At 55.2% G+C, this 19,940-nt stretch carries 17 protein-coding genes; 10 read left to right on the forward strand and 7 right to left on the reverse strand.

Features of this window, described 5'->3' with window-relative positions; all coding sequences use genetic code 11:
- Positions 1–18: 18 nt before the first annotated feature.
- The 4 genes from EKD02_RS03340 (at position 19) to EKD02_RS03355 (ending at position 5,245) form a co-directional block, all read left to right on the forward strand.
- Positions 19–1,884, forward strand: a complete 1,866-nt coding sequence (locus EKD02_RS03340) for a B12-binding domain-containing radical SAM protein (RefSeq protein WP_126383793.1) — start codon at positions 19–21, stop codon at positions 1,882–1,884.
- 82 nt (positions 1,885–1,966) lie between these two features.
- Positions 1,967–3,814: a DNA helicase RecQ gene (gene recQ / locus EKD02_RS03345; protein WP_244924390.1), complete on the forward strand. Its 1,848-nt coding sequence runs from the start codon at positions 1,967–1,969 to the stop codon at positions 3,812–3,814.
- Positions 3,814–4,548 carry a YdcF family protein gene (locus EKD02_RS03350; RefSeq protein WP_318656939.1) on the forward strand — a complete coding sequence of 245 codons (735 nt, stop codon included), beginning with the start codon at positions 3,814–3,816 and terminating at the stop codon, positions 4,546–4,548. The genes recQ and EKD02_RS03350 overlap by 1 nt, the downstream gene beginning before the upstream one ends.
- Before the next feature lie 187 nt (positions 4,549–4,735).
- Positions 4,736–5,245, forward strand: a complete 510-nt coding sequence (locus EKD02_RS03355; protein WP_126342009.1) for a UpxY family transcription antiterminator — start codon at positions 4,736–4,738, stop codon at positions 5,243–5,245.
- An 84-nt stretch (positions 5,246–5,329) separates the two neighbouring features.
- On the opposite strand, the gene uvrA is transcribed toward EKD02_RS03355, so the two are convergent.
- The gene (gene uvrA, locus EKD02_RS03360) at positions 5,330–8,158 is read right to left on the reverse strand and encodes an excinuclease ABC subunit UvrA (RefSeq protein ID WP_126342011.1); all 2,829 of its coding nucleotides are present in this window, start codon (positions 8,156–8,158) and stop codon (positions 5,330–5,332) included.
- Positions 8,159–8,292: 134 nt separating this feature from the next.
- Here uvrA and EKD02_RS03365 point away from each other — a divergent pair, with 134 nt between their 5' ends.
- Positions 8,293–9,198 carry an ABC transporter permease gene (locus tag EKD02_RS03365; protein WP_126342013.1) on the forward strand — a complete coding sequence of 302 codons (906 nt, stop codon included), beginning with the start codon at positions 8,293–8,295 and terminating at the stop codon, positions 9,196–9,198.
- Here the strand turns inward: EKD02_RS03365 and elbB are convergent.
- Both elbB and EKD02_RS03375 read right to left on the reverse strand, forming a co-directional pair.
- A complete protein-coding gene (gene elbB / locus EKD02_RS03370; protein ID WP_126342015.1) occupies positions 9,190–9,846 on the reverse strand; it encodes an isoprenoid biosynthesis glyoxalase ElbB in 657 nt (218 codons plus the stop codon). The two genes, EKD02_RS03365 and elbB, sit on opposite strands and share 9 nt — an antisense overlap.
- A 42-nt stretch (positions 9,847–9,888) precedes the next feature.
- Positions 9,889–10,395: a methyltransferase family protein gene (locus EKD02_RS03375; RefSeq protein ID WP_126342017.1), complete on the reverse strand. Its 507-nt coding sequence runs from the start codon at positions 10,393–10,395 to the stop codon at positions 9,889–9,891.
- Positions 10,396–10,507: 112 nt separating this feature from the next.
- Between EKD02_RS03375 and EKD02_RS03380 the strand changes: the two genes are divergently transcribed.
- Positions 10,508–11,053, forward strand: a complete 546-nt coding sequence (locus EKD02_RS03380; RefSeq protein WP_126342019.1) for a hydrolase — start codon at positions 10,508–10,510, stop codon at positions 11,051–11,053.
- Positions 11,054–11,072: 19 nt separating this feature from the next.
- On the opposite strand, the gene lpxK is transcribed toward EKD02_RS03380, so the two are convergent.
- Both lpxK and EKD02_RS03390 read right to left on the reverse strand, forming a co-directional pair.
- On the reverse strand, positions 11,073–12,134 hold the full coding sequence (gene lpxK / locus EKD02_RS03385) for a tetraacyldisaccharide 4'-kinase (RefSeq protein ID WP_126383797.1): 1,062 nt from the start codon (positions 12,132–12,134) through the stop codon (positions 11,073–11,075).
- Positions 12,127–12,744, reverse strand: coding sequence for a DUF374 domain-containing protein (locus tag EKD02_RS03390; protein WP_126342023.1), 618 nt, complete (start codon positions 12,742–12,744; stop codon positions 12,127–12,129). Before EKD02_RS03390 ends, lpxK begins: the two co-directional genes overlap by 8 nt.
- A gap of 166 nt (positions 12,745–12,910) precedes the next feature.
- On the opposite strand from EKD02_RS03390, the gene purD reads away from it, so the two are divergent.
- The 4 genes from purD (at position 12,911) to trpC (ending at position 17,017) form a co-directional block, all read left to right on the forward strand.
- On the forward strand, positions 12,911–14,194 hold the full coding sequence (gene purD / locus EKD02_RS03395; protein ID WP_126383799.1) for a phosphoribosylamine--glycine ligase: 1,284 nt from the start codon (positions 12,911–12,913) through the stop codon (positions 14,192–14,194).
- A 64-nt stretch (positions 14,195–14,258) separates the two neighbouring features.
- On the forward strand, positions 14,259–14,690 hold the full coding sequence (locus EKD02_RS03400) for a M67 family metallopeptidase (RefSeq protein ID WP_126383800.1): 432 nt from the start codon (positions 14,259–14,261) through the stop codon (positions 14,688–14,690).
- A 61-nt stretch (positions 14,691–14,751) separates the two neighbouring features.
- Entirely contained in the window at positions 14,752–16,230 is a 1,479-nt protein-coding gene (gene carB / locus EKD02_RS03405; RefSeq protein WP_126383802.1) for a carbamoyl-phosphate synthase large subunit, read from the forward strand.
- Positions 16,231–16,240: 10 nt separating this feature from the next.
- Positions 16,241–17,017, forward strand: coding sequence for an indole-3-glycerol phosphate synthase TrpC (gene trpC / locus EKD02_RS03410; RefSeq protein ID WP_126342029.1), 777 nt, complete (start codon positions 16,241–16,243; stop codon positions 17,015–17,017).
- Positions 17,018–17,046: 29 nt separating this feature from the next.
- On the opposite strand, the gene rpe is transcribed toward trpC, so the two are convergent.
- A complete protein-coding gene (gene rpe / locus EKD02_RS03415) occupies positions 17,047–17,712 on the reverse strand; it encodes a ribulose-phosphate 3-epimerase (RefSeq protein ID WP_126342032.1) in 666 nt (221 codons plus the stop codon).
- A gap of 22 nt (positions 17,713–17,734) precedes the next feature.
- Positions 17,735–19,915, reverse strand: coding sequence for a BamA/TamA family outer membrane protein (locus EKD02_RS03420; RefSeq protein WP_126383804.1), 2,181 nt, complete (start codon positions 19,913–19,915; stop codon positions 17,735–17,737).
- Positions 19,916–19,940 lie beyond the last annotated feature (25 nt).

A 19,940-nucleotide genomic window follows, 5' to 3' on the forward strand; every position in this document is an offset into this window, starting at 1 on the left:
TATAGCTCCTGAGTCTTTATGGCTTATTTCAAGCATCTGTGCCTTCTTGAGGCACCGCAGGCGGTCATTACGCCCTTCCCCCGATACATTTCAGACTGCATCGGCGTCTGCTATCTTGCTGCTGCCGTAGAGCGGGATGTGGAGAGCATCGTCATGCCGGAGAACTATTACAATGACGGTATTTTCAAGAGCCTCCGCACTCTCCTGAAGCAGCACCCTTGTGATCTTGTGGCAATTTCTTCAATGACCGGAGCCTGGAGTCAGGCTCTTAAGCTGGCGCGCATTGCCCGCGAGGCAGGTGCGTTTGTGGTTGTCGGCGGCTTCCATCCCACGGCGCTGCCGCTGGAGGTGCTGCAGGAGGGCGATATTGACGCGGTGGTGAGGGGAGAGGGGGAGGAGTCGTTCCGGGAACTGGTGCTCTATGGCCCTTCACGCAGTGTCCGGGGTTTAGCTTTTCGGGAGAAGGGTACTGTGGTTTGCAACGAACTCAGGCCGGTCATCCCCGATATCGATACCATTGCTTTTCCGCTCAGGAGCCTCCGGCCGAATCGGTATGGTGAAAAGGGAAACCGGTATTTCATTGACACCATCTACACTTCCCGTGGATGTCCCTGGTCGTGCTCGTTCTGTGCGAACGGACAGATGCATGGTAAATGGCGACCGAGAACTGCGGAAAATGTTGTGGAGGAGATTGCGCTGCTGCACGATCCGAAGATGAAAAAGCTGCTGAAGATATGGGATGCAAACTTTCTGACCAGCATCAGGCGGGCGGAGAGAATCTGTGATCTCATGATTGAGAGGGGGTTGACGAATTTTCGGATTATGACGGAAACTCGGGCGGCGGATCTGGTCCGGGCTTCAAGGATTCTGCCGAAACTGAAGGCTGTGGGGCTCGATAAAGTGGGGATTGGTATTGAGAGCCCGAACCCGGAGACGCTGCGGCTGATGAACAAGAACAATGCCCCGGATGATGTTGAGAAGGCCGTTGCTCTATGCAGGAAGCATGGCATCGGTACCGAAGGATATTTCATTCTCGGGTGCTTGAACGAAACTGCTGCCGACAGCTTTGCCTATCCGGCCTATGCCCGCTCCCTCGGACTCGGTCAGGCGCTGTTCATGGTGATGACGCCCTATCCGGGTACCGGGGTGTTCGGCGAATACGAGGCAGAGAAGAGGATCCATTCCTATGACTGGGACCTTTACAACAATTTCAGTCCTGTGGTTTCTGCGGGAGGAATGGATTGCCGTGAGCTTGTCGGGATGATGGCCTATTGCGACATTGCTTTCAGTCGACTGATGCCGCTTCTCAAGAGGAGAGGAACGATGGGTGTCATTGTCAGCTGCATATCGGAACTCCTGCATGTCTGTCTTCTTCTGCGTGTCAACAGAAGTCTCTCTATCAGTGATGTTGAAGAGGCTGTTGGCGGAGCATTGCTGGAGTTTGGCGCCCGGGAGGGTGGTTCCGTCAAGAGAGAGTGGCGCGCAGATCCCTCCCGGAAACCATTACGGCCAGTGGCTTTTCGCCTCCTGCTCAGCGGTGGCCGGGCGATTGATTTCAGGCTTGGAGAAGGTGGGGGGCGTCGCGAGCTTTGCATGACGCCGTTGCATACGGATGAGCTTCACGGAGGCAGCTCTTCTTTTAATGGATCCGGGCTGAGGCTTGAGGGGGTGGTTCGTTTCGCTTTTTCTCTGTCAATGGACCGTTTGATGGCAGTGCTCTATCAGAGTGAGTGGCTCAGGAACAATCGCGATAAACCTTTCGAGAAAGCCCTCCGGTTCCTTCCGTTTCTTGCCGATAGGGAGCTGCTTGGTTCCGCTGTTCAAATGGCGGGGCTGCTTTCGGGGGGGGCTCCGGGGCCGGCGGCCGGCGGTGCAGTGACATGAAGGCGTTGCATTCGGGGGCGGTTCTCTGTATATACTTTCTTTGCCGGAGAGTTCCGGTGTCATGAAATTATTTCCAGAAGGTATGAGGGTTCCGGTTTCTGAGGAGGCGATGCATGATGCACTGCAGAAGGTATTCGGGTTCAAGGGGTTCCGGCCGAATCAGCGGGAAGTTGTCCGGGCCCTTCTTGATGGGAGAGATGTTTTTGCCGTAATGCCGACGGGTGGCGGCAAGTCACTCTGCTATCAGCTCCCGGCGGTTCTGCTTCCGGGTACCTGCATGGTTATCAGTCCCTTGATTGCGCTCATGAAAGATCAGGTAGACGGGGCGAGAGCAAACGGCATTCGTGCAGCGTATCTGAACAGTTCTCTCTCTCTGGCTGATCGCCGCAAGGTTCTTGATGAGCTGGAGTCAGGTTCACTTGACCTCCTCTATGTGGCCCCCGAACGCTTTGCCCTCGATTCTTTCCGGAAGCTGATCGGGAAGGTGCCCGTCAGCATGGCGGTCATTGACGAGGCGCACTGCATCTCTGAATGGGGGCATGATTTCAGGCCTGATTACCTCCAGCTCTCTTCTCTGGTCACCATGTTCCGGGATGTTCCCGTGGCGGGCTTTACCGCTACCGCCACCCAGCGGGTGCAGCTCGATACTCTCCGGCGGCTGGCTCTTCGTGAGCCCTTTACGGTCAGGGCTTCGTTTGACCGCCCGAACCTTACCTATTCGGTCCTTTTCAAGGATGGCGTGGATGCACAGATTGTTTCACTGCTTCGGGCCCATTCCGGCAAGGCGGGCATCATCTACCGTACCAGCCGTAAAAGTGTCAATGATACTGCCGCCATGCTTCAGGCCAAGGGGTTTCGGGCTCTTGCTTATCATGCGGGTCTGGGTGATGAAGAGCGGGAGCGGAACCAGAACGCCTTCATCCGTGATGAGGTTGATGTTATTGTTGCAACCATAGCGTTCGGTATGGGTATCGACAAGTCGAACATCCGGTTTGTCATTCATGCCGACATGCCCAAAAGTATTGAGAATTATTATCAGGAGACAGGCAGGGCCGGTCGTGACGGCGAGCCAGCGCACTGTACCCTGCTGTTTTCGCAGGGTGATCAGGCAAAACTGCGTTTTTTCATTGACACCATGGAAGACGAAGGGGAAAAAGCCCGTGCGCTTGAGGCACTCCGGAAGGTGGCATCTTTTGCCTCGTCGGGGGTATGTCGGCGCAAAGCTTTGCTGAACTATTTCGGGGAGCAGTACAGCAAGGAGAACTGTGGTTCGTGCGATGTCTGTCTTGGCCATTTCAGGAGCGTTGACTGCACGGTTGAAGCGCAGATCCTGCTGTCGGCAATTGCACGCACCGATGAGAGGTTCGGAGCTGCGCATATTGTTGATGTGGTGGTTGGAAGCAAAAACAGGAAAGTCAAAGAGTGTGGCCATGACCGCATTAAAACTTACGGGGTCGGCAAGGGGAAAGATAAAAAGTTCTGGCGGCAGCTCATTGATGAACTGCTTGCACAGAATGTGATTGCCAAGGCTGAAGGACTTTATCCTGTGCTGATGCTGTGTGAAAAGGCTGTCGGGGTGCTGCGCGGTGAAACAACGGTTTCCATGGCACTGGAGGTGGTGGCAAAATCGGCGGCCAGGACTGCTGCCGAGGGGGATGACCAGAAGGGAGACCCCCTTCTTTTTGAGCAGTTGCGCTCGCTTCGCAAGGTTCTTGCCGATGAGCAGGGAATAGCCCCCTATCAGGTCTTTACCGACAGGACGCTTCGCCTGATGTCTTCTCTCTGTCCCCGAAGTGGAGCGGAGATGCTTTCGGTCTCGGGTGTTGGCGAGGTGAAGCTTGAGCGATACGGCAGGCAGTTTCTCGGGCTCATTGACCGTTGGCTGCTTGATCATCCGGCTGAAGAGGGGAGGGATGTGGCGCAATGCTGATGCTGTATAAGATTCTGCCGCTGCTGCTGCTTCCGCCAGGGCTCTCGATTCTGCTGGTAGCCGCTGGCATGGTGCTTCATCGCCGATGGCTCGTATGGATGGGAATCGGACTGCTCTGGCTCATGTCGATTCCTGTTGCCGGAGATGGTCTGATGCGCGTCCTTGAGGGTCCCGGCCGGCGGGTCGCGGTTTCATCAATTGCTCCAGCGGAGGCTATTGTGGTGCTTGGCGGAATGACATTGCAAATTCCCGGGGCACCGTCTGGCGAATGGGGTGATGCCGCCGATCGGTTCGAGGCAGGTGTTGACCTGTTTAGGGCCGGCCGGGCGCCGCTCCTGGTTTTCACCGGGGGCCGGCTGCCGTGGCGGGAGAATTTCGAGCCGGAGGGGGAGCTGCTCCGACGCCGTGCCGTTCTGCTCGGGGTGCCGGCGGATGGGGTAAGGGTAACTGGTATTGCCGGCAATACGGCAGAAGAGGCCCGTGCTGCCGCAAGGCTTCTTGGGCCGAACAAACGCATTATCCTTGTCACCAGTGCATTTCACATGACCCGGTCGCTTCGGCTGTTCCGTTCTGCCGGGTTCACTGTGGTGCCCTTCCGGGTGGATTACCGGGTCCAGCCTTCAGCCCGCACTACCATTCTCTCGTTCATCCCGGATCCCGAGGCTTTGCAGCTGTCATTCACGGCGTTGCGGGAGATGATGGGAATTGCGTGGTATCGTGTGCTTCTTTTGTGAGAATTCGACTGTTTTTTGTGATTTTTGCTATTATTTTTGATCCCGGGAAGGGTATTTGGTTTGGCAGTGATTACATTCCTTGCCCTTGTGGCCAATGTTTTACGCAGTGAGGCGTCGGAATTGAGGGGAGTTTACGGGCTCCCGAGGAGGGCCGCCTTAAAATTTTTGTCCGTTAGGATCCTTGTCTATGATTGAAGAGTTGAATCCGCATTGGTATGCGGTCTATGTCCGTTCCCGTTACGAAAAAAAGGTTCATCAGTGGCTGGAGGAAAAGGAGTTGACCAGTTTTCTTCCGCTTCTTGAAACCATGCGGCAGTGGAGCGACCGGAAGAAAAAGGTATACGAGCCGTTGTTTCGCGGTTATGTATTCGTGAATATCGATATGAAGCACGAGCATATAAAAGTGCTTGAAACTGAAGGGGTTGTGAAGTTCATCGGCATTGGCCGGAACCCCTCTGTCATCAGCGAGCGCGATATTGAATGGCTCCGTACTCTCGTCAGGGAGCCTGATGCATTGCACCAGACTGTCTCAACCATGCCTGCCGGCCGGAAGGTTCGGGTGCTTGCCGGTCCCTTCAAGGATCTTGAAGGGATTGTGGTCAAACAGGGCCGTGAAGACAGGATGGTCATCTTTTTTGACAGCATCATGCAGGGCATTGAGGTCAGCATCATTCCTGATTTTCTGCTGCCGCTGTAAGGGTTTTGAGTATCCTTGCGAGTGCGACCTTTTGTCGGATAAGTACACTCAGTCATGAGTGTCCCCAACTTTTACGGTTTTTTTTTAGATGGCGAGCCAGGTTTTGAGTTCTTTTGCTGTGTGGGAGTTGGTGAGGGTGAGGGGGGTGCCTTCGGCTACTATGTGGCCGCCGCCGTGGCCGCCTTCGGGGCCGAGGTCGATGATCCAGTCGCTGTTGCCGATGATGTCGAGGTTGTGTTCAATGATGATGACGGTGTTGCCTTTGTCGACGAGGCGGCGGAGGACTTCGAGGAGGTGCTGGATGTCCTGGAAGTGGAGGCCTGTTGTGGGTTCGTCAAGGATGTAGAGGGTTTTGCCTGTCTGGATTTTGGCGAGTTCGGCTGAGAGTTTTATGCGCTGGGCTTCGCCGCCGGAGAGGAGGGGGGAGGGCTGGCCGAGCTTGAGGTAGCCGAGTCCGACGCTCTGCATGGTGGCGAGGATGCGGCGGATGCGGGGGAAGTCGGTGAAGAAGTCGGCGGCTTCGGTGATGGTCATGTCGAGAACATCGGCAATGGATTTCCCGTGGTATTTGACGAGCAGCGTTTCGCGGTTGTAGCGTTCCCCTTTGCAGTTTTCGCATTGGACATAGACATCGGGGAGAAAGTTCATCTCTATTTTTCGGGTGCCTGCCCCCTGGCATGCTTCGCATCGGCCTCCTTTGACATTGAAGCTGAACCGGCCGGCTTTGTATCCGCGTATCTGGGCTTCGGGCAGGCGGCTGAAGAAGTCGCGGATGAAGGTGAAGACTCCGGTATAGGTGGCGGGGTTGGAGCGGGGGGTGCGTCCTATGGGGGACTGGTCTACGCCAACGACTTTATCGATGTGTTCAAGCCCTTCAATTGCTTTGTAGGGGTAGGTGAAGAGTTTGGATCGGTAGAAGTGGCGGGCGAGTATAGGGTAGAGGGTTTCGTTGATGAGGGTCGATTTGCCTGAGCCGCTGACACCTGTGATGCTGACGAGGGAGCCGAGGGGGATGCGGAGATCGACCTCTTTGAGGTTGTTGCCGGTGCAGCCTGTGAGGTTGAGAGAGTGCTCCGGGGCTTTTTTCTGCTCGGGCTCTGCTGCACATGCGACCTTCAGTGAACCGCTGAGGTAGCCGGCGGTGAGTGAGCGGGGGTCGAGGGCATCGGCTGTGCCCTGAGTGACGATTTTTCCGCCATACTCTCCAGCTCCGGGCCCCATGTCGATGATTTCGTCGGCCTGGAGCATGGTGTCGCGGTCGTGCTCAACGACGAGTACTGTGTTGCCAAGGTCGCGCAGGCGGAGAAGGGAGGCAATGAGTTTGTGGTTGTCGCGCTGGTGAAGTCCTATGCTGGGCTCGTCGAGAACATAGAGAACACCGCTGAGTTGTGATCCGAGCTGTGATGCGAGCCGTATCCGCTGGGCTTCCCCTCCTGAGAGGGTTTGTGAGCCGCGGTCAAGGGTGAGGTAGTCAAGGCCTACATTGAGCAGGAACCGGAGCCGTTTTGTGATTTCGTGCAGGACAGGCTCTGCAACCAGCTTTTCTTTTGCGCTCAGTCCTCCTTCAAGTGTGCTGAAGAAGTCGAGGCATTCCTGAAGGGGAAGGGATTCGGTTTCTGCTATGTTGAGGCCGTTGATTTTTACGAGCAGGCTTTCACGGCGAAGTCTTGCTCCGCCGCACTCGGGGCATGGCATGCGGACCATGTAGCTTTCTGCCCATTCTCGGATTTTCGGGGTGGAGGCGTTGCTGCTGATCTCTTCAACATAGGGAATGGCTCCGGGAAATTTCTGCGGGTAGGATGTGTCGAGTCCGGAGTTGCTGTAGGTGACATCAAAGGCTCTGCTTCCCGATCCGTGTAGCAGAATCTCAATTGCTTCGTCGGGAATGTCGGCAATTGGGGTGTCGAGGTTGAAGCTGTATTCGCGGGCGATTGCCCGTATGATCTGCCAGATGTTTCTTTTTCCGGGTTTGCCGAGTGGGTCGAGCCCGCCTTCGTTCAGGGAGCGAGTGGGATCGGGGAGTATCAGTTGCGCCGAGAGCTGCATGAGTTCGCCAATGCCGTTGCATTCGGGGCATGCACCGAAGGGGGAGTTGAAGCTGAAGTGGTTTGGTGCCAGGGTGTCGACGGGGACGGAGCCGTCGGAGTAGGCGTAGCGGGTGCTGAAGACCATCTCTTTCATTTCCGGATCGAGCGGGTCGCAGGAGAGTGTTGAGCGATGTTCGGAGTTTGCTATGGCAAGAGCGACTGCTTTGGTAATGCGTTCCCGAAGATCGGGGGCGAGGGCCAGACGGTCGACAACAAGGTCTATGGTGTGGGTTTTGTAGCGCTCGAGCTGCATGTTTTTTTCAAGCTCGCGGTACTTGCCGTCAATGCGGACGCGCAGCCACCCTTTGAGCATGAGCCGTTCAAAGAGTTCGCGGTAGTGGCCTTTTCTTCCGGTAACGAGGGGAGAGAGAATCTGTATTTTGGTGCCTTCCTCCAATGCCATGATGGAGTCGACAATGCTCTCTTCGCTCTGTTTCTGGAGCATCTGGCCGGTTACGGGGTCGTACCGTCGGCCGGCTTTTGCGAAGAGCAGCCTGACGAAGTCGTGAATTTCAGTGATGGTGCCGACGGTGGAACGGGGTGAGCGGCTGGTGCTTTTCTGGTCGATGGCGATGACGGGCGAGAGCCCTTCAATGAAGTCGACATCGGGGCGTTCGATGTTGCCGATGTACTGGCGTGCATAGGGGGAGAGGGTCTCCATGAAGCGCCTCTGGCCTTCGGCGTATATGGTGTCGAAGGCGAGGCTGGATTTTCCTGAGCCGCTGAGCCCGGTAATGACAACAAACCTGTTGCGCGGGATTTTGAGTGAAATGTTGCGGAGGTTGTGTACCCGTGCACCTTGTATGGTGATGTGGCTGAATTCCATTCGGTCTGTTATCGTCTGTTGCTTCAAGGGGTGAAAAGGATAATAACGCTAATTCCTGTCAGTATGCAAGATGAAATCATTGTATGGTGAAGGGAAGAAAATGCCTATTTTGAAAAAAATGATAAAAAGCTCTTATGGATGAACTGCAGTATGGGCTGACGGGCGCGACGCTCGGGGTTGTTTTTTTGCAGATTCTGCGTATTTCAGTTCCCTATGTGCTGACCTCCGTCGGGGCGGTTTTTTCGGAGCGCGGCGGGGTGGTGAACCTTGCGCTTGAGGGACTGATGCTGGCTGGCGCGTTCGGTGCGGCTGCGGGGCAGCATGTTTCCGGTTCGGTGTTGGGGGGCATGGCAGGCGCTCTTCTGCTCGGTCTTCTGGTCGCTCTTCTGTTTGCATTCATTACCGTTACCCTGAAGGCCGACCAGATTGTTGCGGGTATTGCCGTCAATATTCTTGTGATGGGTGCGACACGGTTCGGTCTGGTGCTGCTCTATGGCAGTTCCATCAATTCTCCTCGCATTCCCGGCTTGAGAGCGGCCTCTCTTTTTCTTGACCCGCTCTTCCTTGCTGCTCTCGTTTCCGTTGCCGCCGGATACTGGATTCTCTACCATACTCCTTATGGCCTTAGGCTGCGTGCGACAGGTGAGGACGCTGCAACGGCGGACAGTGCCGGCATCAATGTGCAGGGCATGCGGTATTCGGGGGTGCTTGTTTCAGGCCTTCTCGGCGCTCTTGGCGGTGCGTTTCTTGTGTTCCAGCAGCATACCTTCACCGACAATATGACGGCCGGCAGGGGGTATATTGCTTTGGCGGCAATGATTATCGGGCGGTGGAACCCTTTGGGGGCGGCACTTGCGAGCCTGTTTTTTGCCGCTGCCGAGTCTCTGGAGATATGGACCCAGGGCGGCTGGATTCCTTCGCAGCTGCTGCAGATAATTCCCTATGTGGTGACGCTGCTTGTCCTGGCTGGTTTCATGGGCCATTCGGCCGCTCCCCGAGAGGCGGGCGTCCCGTTTTATAAAAACCGCCGTTCAGAGTAGCCTGGCAAGTTCTTCAACCAGCCGGTCAATGCCTTTTGCCACTTCGGCGATGGAGGGGCCCAGCATGTAGGCGGGTGTGCTGACCACTTTCCCTTCGTTCCAGACGATTGCATTCCATACCGGGCAGTCGACATGCCGGGCTCCCATTTTCTCAAGATCTTCTGCTGTTGAGGGGTCGTTGCCGATGGTGAGCGGGGGGTGTTCTGCTCCAAGGACTTGTGCGGCCAGAGCGGGGGCAATGCAGATGAATCCGATGGGTTTTTCTGCAGTATGGAACGATCGTATTGCGTGGGCGACATCTGGATTGAGGCTGCATTCGGCTCCTTTGAAGGCGTAGTCGCTGAGGTTTTTGGCGGCTCCGTATCCTCCCGGAAGAATCAGGGCGTCGAGCTCAAGGGTGTCAATAAGCGCAAGGTCGGTGACGGCTCCCCGTGCGATGCGGGCTGATTCGTCGAGTACATTGCGCATCTGGCCTTCCTCCACTTCGCCGGTGCGGTGGTTGACTGTATGGGTCTGCGGTATGTCGGGGGCGAGCATGACGGCTTCAATGCCGGCGCGGTCGAGGGCAAGCAGGGTGAGGACAGCTTCATGGATTTCCGATCCGTCAAGGAATCCGCAGCCTGAGAGAATGACACCTGTTTTTTTCATTGCTATGGTGATGGTTTGAGGTTGTGGGTTTTCCGTCCTGTTTCAGTATATCCAGGGAATGAATTTTTTCACTTGTTTCCGGTAGTCGCTGTATTCAGGATGGCGCAGGGTGAGCCACCGTTCTTCGCGGGAGGCTTTGAAGCTGAAGAAGGCGAGGGCCAGAATGGTGAGGAGCATGTGCGAGAGGCTCAGGCTGAAGATGCTCCATCCGGTGGCCAGCAAGAGCTGGCTGCTGTAAAGCGGGTGACGCACAAGGCTGTAGATGCCTGTGGTGATGAGGCGGCTGTGCTCAACCGGATAGGGAAGGGGTGTGAGTACCTCTTTCAAATGGCGGGAGCCGAGTGAGCCGAAGATCATTGCTGCTATGGAGAAGAGAATCAGGACAGTCCAGCGCAGGGGTTCGGGAATGAAGCTGGCGAGTGAGTCCGGGACCGCAGGCATGACAGGAAGGGCGATGAAGCTGAAAATCAGGAGGAACTGGATTGCGACAAGGTATTCTCCCCGTTTGCCGGGTGGCTGGTAATGAGGTGCAGCAGTTTTGTTTTGCATGAATTTCGTGTGATTTTGTATCTTTAAAGTTACAGAAAGGTATGATATTTGCAGTCAGAAGTTATCTCTGCGCTGTATTTCCAACCATTGTTTTTATTAGACAATTCCTCCCATGATTCAACCTGAAGAGTCGTTGCTTCTCGTCATTGATGTCCAGGGACGGCTTGCGGCAAGCGTTGCTGGAAGCGACTCCCTCATTGCAGCGGTTTCGCGTATGGTTCGGGGCTGCGCTGTGCTTGAAGTTCCGGTTATGGTGACCGAGCAGTACCCCAAAGGGCTCGGAAGCACTGTGGAGCCGATCATGGAGCTGCTTCCCGGTGCTCTCCCGCTTGAAAAGCTTTCATTCAGCTGCTGCGGCGACGATGATTTCATGGCATCTCTCCGCTCCTACGGTCGGAACGACATTCTCATCGCCGGCATGGAGACCCATGTCTGTGTCTATCAGACCGCCATCGAGCTGCTTGATTTCGGCTACAATGTCCATATTCTCACCGACGCGGTTTCATCGCGCACTGAAGGGAACAGGCAGTTGGGTATAGGCTGCATGGAGCGGGCGGGAGCATTGCTTACCAGTACTGAAATGGCTCTTTTCGAGCTTCTTCGAGAGGCTGGAAGTGAACGCTTCAAGGCTGTGTCAGCCATTCTCAAGGAGCAGTGAGCCCTCTTTTTTGAAGTTTCTATCTCCCCACAAGATCTCTGAGTGCCATACGGAGCTTTTCTTCTCCCTCAGGAAGCCTGGTTTCTATTTTCAGGTAGCTGCATCCAGCATGTTCCATCAGCTCCTTCAGTTGGGGGTCGCCCAACAGGCGGAACCAGTCTTTTTCGGTTGTGACGAGCGATAGCCCTTTCTCTTTTGCCTCCCTGATGAGTGAACGAACTGTTTCGGTGGTGTAGGGCTGGTGGTCGCGGAAGAATCTGTGGGCCCGGACATCCGTTCCTGTTCTGCGGAGGCTGGCAAGGAACTCTTCGGGTGCGGCAATGCCTGCAAAGGCAAGCGCCTGAAGCTGAACGCCGGTGTTGGCGGACTCTTCAGAGCGGTCAGTTACGGGCTCGAGGCCGAGCGTATGTACCCGTGTTCTGAAGACTGGCCGACCGGTTGCTGTGAGTGCATGCTCTATTGCATCGGCTTCGTCGGGGTCGGTGATTTTTCCCAGAAGGATGATGTCAGCCCGTGCAAGGTTCCGGAGCGGTTCGCGCAGCCGTCCTTCGGGCAGCATCCGTGCCTTGAAAAAAGGTTCGCTGGCGCTGACGATGACGATGTCGAGGTCGCGTGCCATCTGGCGGTGCTGGAAAGCGTCGTCGAGGATAATGACATCGGGCGGAAAATTCTCAAAGGTTTTCTGAATGAAACGGGCGCCCTCTTTTCTTTTTTCAGCGGCAACGACAATGGCTTCGGGGTTGTTTGCTGCCAGCATTGCCGTTTCATCTCCAGCTTCTCTTGCGCTTAAAAGAAGATGGCGCCCGTCAGATACCATCTGCACTCCTTTCGTGAGTCTGCCGTAGCCCCGCGAGATGATGGCAACTCTGCAGCCGAGTGAGAGAAAATATTTCGTTGTCCAGTCAACCATCGGGGTCTTTCCTGTTCCTCCGGCCGTGATGTTGCCGATGGAGACAACAGGGCAGGGGGGGCGCCATGGGGTGAGGAGGGCGGTTTCGAACAGGGTGTTACGGATTTCGGCAATCAGCCCATAGAGGAGTCCCAGCGGCCTGAGCAGTATGGAGAGGGGGCGCTTATGCATGGGCGAACCGGTCTGAGAGCTCTTCGGAGAATGCCCGAAGCGTTTCTTCGGAGCTGAATGGGGGAGGGAGAATGGTGTGAAGGGTAACCTGAACTTTGCTGAAGGGAAGGGGAATGAGGAACCTGTCCCAGCTTTTCAGCTGGCGGCTGGCTGGCATGTCTATTTCAGCGAAGATGATGGGAAGCTTCCCTTCGGAGGCTATGCGCACGGTTCCGTATTTCATTCGTTCGAAGGGTCCGCGGGGGCCGTCGGGGGTGATGCATACTATGGTGCCCTTCTCCAGTTCCGTCTGCATGGCACTGCGGACCTCTGCCCCCCCTGTGGAGCTTGAGCCGCGGATAAGCTTGAATCCTAGTGTTGTGAGGGCGTCGGAAAGTATGCTGCCGTCTTCAGAGAGACTTGCTATGGCCGCAATCGTTCGCCCTTTGGCGAGTGAACGGGCGAGTAGCCAGCCAACTGCCATGCGGCCGTGCCAGAAGGCGACAATGCAGCCTTTTTCGTTGTCGGGAAGTTTGAAGCCGGAAGGCGACACCTGTATTCTCAGGCTCCGGTAGAGGAGGCTGAGGGCGCCGGGAAGAATGTGGCGGGAGAGTATCGGCGATATGGCCATGATGGTATGATACAACGCACCCCGGGGTTCAGGGGGCGGGGCTGTGAAATTTTTTAATTGTTTTATTTACACGCTCTGCTTTATATACCTTTGTTGCCGTTCAGGTTGAGATGAGAGTAATGTAATAAACCCCTGTCTATAAACCACAGGGGGAAAGGGAGAGTGAATGAAGGTATTGATTATAGGAAGCGGGGGGAGGGAGCATGCCATGGCTCACTCTCTTGCCGGAAGTGATCTTGTTTCGGCCCTGTTTGTTGCCCCTGGTAACGGGGGAACCGCCATGATGGGGGGCAAGGTTCGCAATGTTGATGTGAAGGCTGCGGCGGTGGATGCGCTGCTTGATTTTGCCCGGAATGAAGGTATAGGGTTGACTGTTGTGGGTCCTGAACAGCCTCTTGAGGCTGGGATTGTGGACAGTTTCCGGAGTGCCGGAATGAAAATTGTCGGACCACGGCGTGATGCAGCCCGGCTTGAGAGCAGCAAGGTGTTTTCAAAGGATTTTATGAAGCGCCACAATATTCCTACCGCAGCCTACAATGTGTTCAGCGATCGGGGGAGTGCGATGGCTTATCTTGATTCACTTCCGGCTTCGGGTTGGCCGCAGGTTTTGAAGGCGAGCGGCCTCTGCGGAGGCAAGGGTGTCATTATTGCGCCTGACCCTCAAAGTGCCCACCGTGCCATTGGTGAGATGTTTGATGAACGGGTGTTTGGTGATGCTGCCGATGAGGTGGTGATAGAGGATTTTCTGAAAGGAGAGGAGGCGAGTGTTTTCGTCTTGACTGACGGTATCGAGTACCGGCTCTTTCTTCCCGCTCAGGACCATAAACGCATAGGTGAGGGTGATACCGGAAAGAATACGGGAGGTATGGGCGCGTATGCTCCTGCTCCTGTGGTTACGGCGGAGGTGATGAAAAAAGTTGAGGAACGGGTTGTTGTTCCCACGCTTGAGGGGATGCGAAGTGAGGGCTGCCCTTTTACGGGGTTTCTCTATGTGGGTTTGATGATAGATGGGGGGGAACCGTCGGTTGTGGAGTACAATGTGCGCCTCGGCGATCCGGAAACACAGGTGGTGCTTCCTCTTCTTGAGAGCGATTTTGCTGCGGCGCTTCTTGCCAGTGTGGAGGGCGGGCTTCGGGATGTTCCTTTTGCAATGCGCTCCGGCTCAGCGTCCACGGTGGTGATGGCTTCGGAAGGCTACCCCGGTAGTTACCCTACAGGTATTGCCGTTGCCATTGACGATTCGCTGAAGGCGATGAAGGAGTGCTCGCTGTTCCATGCCGGTACGGCGCTTGAGGGGGAAAGGCTTCTGACGGCCGGGGGCAGAGTGTTTTCGGTGACGGCTGTTGGCCCGACTTTACGCGAAAGCCTTCAGTCAGCCTACAGGGCTGTTGCTGCTGTCCATTTTGATGGGGCGGTTTTCCGCAGGGATATAGGGGCAAGGGCGCTTTGAGCCTTCAAAGATAAACGAAGGGAAAAGGGTTGAGACTTCAGTAATCTGATTGTGCAGTACAAGAATGAAAATACCCCGCAGAGCATTTGAAATCATTCAGGAACAGGCTTTCCGTGAACTGCCGTATGAGTGCTGCGGGTTGTTCGCAGGAGTACAGCAGGCAGGCCGGAGGGGAGAGATTGAACACATGGTTCACGAGGTTGCCCCCTGCCGGAACTGCCTGTATCATGGCCGTGAAAGCGGGTTCGAGATTTCCCGACAGGAGTATGACGACATAGACCGCGAGGCTTCGGCTTTGGGTTACGCCATCGTCGGCTCATATCACTCCCACATCCACTCTCCTGCGGTACCTTCGCTCCATGATGTGGATTTTGCCCGACCGGGCCATACCATGCTCATCATTTCCATGGTGAACGGCCGTCCGAGCGAGGTGACTGCGTGGCTTCGCCGGGAGTCTGGCGGGTTTCATCAGGAGCCGATACGCGTCGTGGAATAGCTGGAAATTTTGTACATTATGAGCCATTGAAACTTACCTAAGACCTAAGACCCAGATACCAGTGCCAAAGCGGGAAGACATCAAGTCCATTTTAGTGATCGGTGCCGGTCCGATTGTGATCGGTCAGGCGTGCGAATTCGATTATTCGGGTACTCAGGCCTGCCGGGCTCTCAAGGAGGACGGTTACCGGGTCATTCTGGTGAACAGCAATCCGGCGACAATCATGACCGATATTGATCTGGCTGACGCCACCTATATCGAGCCGATTACTCCGGAGTATGTGCAGAAAATAATTGAGAAGGAGAAGCCTGATGCGCTTCTTCCGACAATGGGAGGCCAGACGGCCCTGAATACGGCTGTGAGTCTTGCCGAGTCGGGTATTCTGGAGCGCAACGGGGTTGAGCTGATTGGAGCCAAACTCCGTGCCATCCGTAAGGCTGAAAACCGTGAATTGTTCAGCGATGCCATGAAGAAGCTTGGCCTTGAGATGGCGAAAGGATTTTTTGTCCGGAATGAAAAAGAGGCCCGGGAAGCCCTTGAGGAGATCGGTCTGCCAATCATTATCCGCCCTTCGTTTACGCTTGGTGGGACGGGTGGAGGGTTTGCCGAGACCAAGGCGGAATATTATGATGCGGTGCGTCATGGCCTTTCAGAGAGCCCGATTGGCGAAGTGCTGGTTGAGGAGTGCCTGTTTGGCTGGAAGGAGTATGAGCTTGAGGTTATCCGTGATCTTGCTGACAATGTGATTATTGTCTGCAGTATTGAGAATGTGGATCCGATGGGTGTGCATACGGGAGACAGCATAACGGTTGCTCCGGCACAGACCCTCAGTGACCGTCAGTATCAGGAGCTTCGGGATGCCTCCGTTCGCATTATCCGTGAAATCGGTGTTGAGACCGGCGGAAGCAACATCCAGTTTGCCATCAATCCGGAGAATGGACGGATTGTTATTATTGAAATGAATCCGAGGGTGTCGCGCAGTTCAGCGCTGGCTTCTAAGGCGACAGGCTTCCCGATTGCCAAGGTGGCGGCCAAACTTGCTGTGGGCTATACCCTTGACGAAATTCTCAATGACATCACCAAGTCAACACCTGCGAGTTTTGAGCCGGCCATTGATTATTGCGTGGTGAAGGTTCCCCGTTGGGATTTTGAGAAGTTCAAGAATGTCGACGCCCGCCTTGGTGTCCAGATGAAGTCTGTTGGTGAGGTGATGGCGTTTGGACGGAACTTTCGTGAGGCGCTGCAGAAATCGCTTCGCGGTCTTGAAATTGGCCGTGCGGGGCTGGGTGCTGATGGAAAGGATCTTATGAATGTTGTTGATATGACCCCGGAGCAGAAACGGTTTGCCAAGGAGGATATTCTGGAGAAAATCAAGGTTCCCAAGGCAGATAGAATGTTTTATATCCGCTATGCCTTCCAGGCGGGGGCAACGGTTGATGAAATTTTTCAGGCAACTGCCATCGACCGCTGGTTTCTTGACAATATCCGTCAGATTGTTGTGTGTGAGGACGGGCTGCGCGAGCTTGCCTTGGCGGAGTGAGAAGGAGACTATGAAATATCTTTCCGCCATTCTTGAGGAGAAGCGCAGGGAGGTGGAGGCGTTGAAGCGACAGAATCCGTCTGCAAGGTATCGTGATGTTGCCTCATCCCTCCCTTCCTGTAGGGGATTTGCCCGCGCCCTTCAGGGTGAGGGGGGCTCCATTCGTCTCATAGCCGAAGTCAAGAAAGCCTCCCCCTCAAGAGGGGTCATCGTTGAGGATTTTGATCCTGTCCGCATTGCGCTTGCCTATGAGGCTTTGGGGGCTTCTGCTCTTTCCGTGCTGACTGACAGGCATTTTTTCCAGGGTTCAGCCGGGTATCTGCAGCAGGTTGCCGCTGCGGTTTCCCTTCCGGTCCTGCGCAAGGATTTCATTATTGATGAGCTGCAGATTTTCGAGTCTCGCACCATGGGCGCCGATGCCATTCTTCTTATTGTGGCGGCGCTTGAACCCTCCGAGCTTCACGATTATCTGCAGATGGCCGGAGAGATCGGGCTTGATGTGCTTGTGGAGGTTCATGACCGGCATGAGCTTGCTTTGGCCATTGAATCAGGAGCGGAGGTGGTCGGAGTGAACAACCGGAACCTGAAAGATTTTTCGGTTGATCCTGCCACCTCGGCCTCACTTCGTCCTTATTTCCCTTCCGGTGTCATTGCTGTTTCGGAAAGCGGGCTGAAAACCGCAGATGACATTGCTCTTGTCAGAGATGCGGGGTTTGATGCCGTGCTCATCGGTGAGGGTCTTCAGGTCAGCAGTGAACTTCGTTCCCTTTCCTGGCCGAACGCCTGAGGCTCCGGCCAGTTCCTTCCTTTATTTTCCTATCGGGATGCACTTTTGATTTTTGCGGCAGCTGCTTTCGGGTCTGCTGCCCTGAAAAACGCGGTTCCGGCTATCAGCGCATCGGCTCCTGCCGAGACAACTTCCTGCGCGTTCTCTTCGGTGATTCCTCCATCAACGGCAATGACCATATCGGGGTTACGCAGTGTGCGCATCTTATGAAGAAGACGGATTTTTTCTACGGAGGAGGGGATGAATTTCTGTCCTCCGAATCCGGGGTTGACTGACATGATGAGAACAAGATCCAGGTCGGGGAGGATGGATTCAAGCGTGGATATGGGAGTTGCCGGGTTGAGCGATACGCCTGCTTTGGCTCCGAGGCTCTTGATGAACTGGATTGTGCGGTGCAGGTGCGGGCAGGTTTCCTGATGGACGGTTATCTGATGAGACCCGGCTTTGACGAACGCTTCTATGTATCGGTCGGGGTCGGCAATCATCAGGTGCGTGTCGATGACAAGCGGGGTGTTTTTTGCTATGGCGTCAACGACAATGGGGCCGAAGGTGATGTTGGGGACGAAATTGCCGTCCATGATGTCGCAGTGGATCCAGTCAGCACCTGCATCTTCCGCTATTTTAAGGGATTGACCCAGACGGGTGAGATCGGCGGAGAGGATGGAGGGGGCAATGAGAGTTGACTGTTCTGGCATGGCTGTCGAGGGTTTTGTGTGGTTAAAAAGCTTCGCCGATTCCAAAGTTGAAGGTGACATTTCCCGGACCTCCGCTCGATATGACCCATGGATTATCGAGTACCGGATCGTGGAGTTTCCATGCGAAGTCAAACCGGAAAGGACCGATGGGCGAGCCTATCCTGAGTCCGAGTCCGTAGTCCCAGGCGAAGTCGCGTGTGAGGGAGTTGAAGCTGAGGGCGTAGGCGCCGTTGCGGTTCCAGATGTTTCCAATGTCGGTAAAGAAGGTGACGCCGGACTCCTGTCCGAACAGACGGAAGAATTTGAGACGGTATTCCAGAGCCATTTCAAGCTTGATGTCAGCTCCGAAGTTTGACGCGGCGTCGCTTTCGCTGCTGCCGGGACCGAGCGTGTTGAAAAGCCAGCCCCGCATGCTGTTGGACCCTCCGGCATAGAATCGTCGCTCTTCCGGGGTTGCTTCGGCTTTGCCCCAGGGCGCCATCCATCCAACATCCAGTTTGCCGGCAAGCTGCTCTTTTGCAGAGAGCTGGCGGATGAGGGTGATGCGTGTATCGGCCTTGACATACTGCGAGTAGGTTGTGCCGAAGATCTGCGGGTCATTGTCGGTGAACCCCTCTTTCCCGGAGGTGTCAATGTATTCATCGATCAGCCAGGGCAGGGCACCAGCGTGTTCAAGGAGGATGTCGACAGTGCGGACGGTTCCGCGGGCCGGGACCCGTTGGCGGTTTGATGTGTTGAACCGAAGCCTGAAGGTCTGGTTGATATGGGTGTCGAGCAGGCTGTCAAGCCCGGCGTTGAGGTCATCGGTGTCGGTCGGATCGATGCCTATGTTCTCTGCCAAATCTGTTGTGAAGAGTTGTTTGAAGCCTCTGAGGGAGTCTTTTTCGACCAATTCTATATCAAAGAAGTCAAAATTGAGTTGTGACGAGGGCCCTTTTTTTGCGCTGTAGCTCGCTCTGAGAAGGGCGTAGCGGTTTGAGAGGAGGACCGGCAGCTCTGTTTTTGCATATTCGGCCGTGACGCTGTAGAAGTTGCCCGGGTTTCTCAGGACGGGAAGGAGCAGCGTGTTTTTGAGCCTGAGTTCATAGGGGGTCACTTTGTCGTACTGGTCGGAGGTGAGGTTGTCAAGGAGGTTGTTGCTGCTGCCGGTCTGGCTTCCGTATTCTGCTGTAGTCCGCAGTTGTTCGGCTCCTCCGAAGAGGTTCCGGTTTTCGTAGCTGAGGGCGCCTCCGATAAAGAGAGAGCCGTAGCGGTTGTCAACCAGAAGTTTGGGTTCCAGCTGATGTTTCGGGGCGGGTTCGAGATGGACGGTGCTGTAGAGTTTGTCTGCTTTGACGGAATCCTCTTTGATATAGATGGATGAAAAGATGTTTGTAGTGCCGAGGTTCTGGAGTGTGCGCTCTTCGCGGCTCCGACGGGTGAGTTCTCCGGGCCGGAAGCTGATGGCCGAGCTGATGAGTACGGGTGAAATGTTTACCCGTTCAGGAATGGTGATGCGGGTGCTGTCCTGGAAGGTTGTTACAGGGGGGCCGGAGGAGCGTCGTTTCAGCGGGTTATGGACAACTGCTGTCACGGTGCCATAATGAAGCTGCCGGGGGAGGCTGAGCATATATGTAATGCCGGCGCGGGTGCCGGTGGTGTCAACCGTGATTTTGAGACTGTCTTCATTGAAAAAGGCGAAGCCTTCCTCCCTGAAGAATGCCAGAGCGCGGTCCCGTTCGTCAATGAGCCCTTCAACGGAGAAGATGTCGCCCTTGTGCAGTTTCTGTTCCCAAAAGAACCGCTTTCTGAGTTCAGGCGCGATGGTGCCAAGCCCTTGATAGGCAAGGGAGTCTATTGTGGTTGGCTGGTTTTCCGTTATCCGGAAGTCAATATCGATCCGTTGACCTCCTTTTTTTCTTTGAAGGAGGGTGTCAATGTCGGCAAAGAAGTATCCTTTGTAGGTATAGAGCTTTTTGAGAAGAAGCAGGTCTTTTGTGAACTCTTCCCCGCTGAAGGGTTTTCGCTGTTTGCCGAAGAGGCCGAGGCCGAGAAACGACCGCTCTCTTGTGGTCATGATGACCTGGCTCAGCTCCTCGTCGCTGACTGCGCGGTTGCCGGTGAAGAGCACTTTCCCGACATAGGGTTCGGCGGGTTCTTGTTCAGCTGCATGTGCCGGCAGTACGAAGAGAAAAAGAAGCAGCAGTCCCACGCCGACCCTCATGGTGTGAATTGAGCGGTGGCGGGTC

Origin of the sequence: Chlorobium phaeovibrioides, assembly GCF_003968655.1 — a bacterium.
GTDB lineage: Bacteria > Bacteroidota > Chlorobiia > Chlorobiales > Chlorobiaceae > Chlorobium > Chlorobium phaeovibrioides.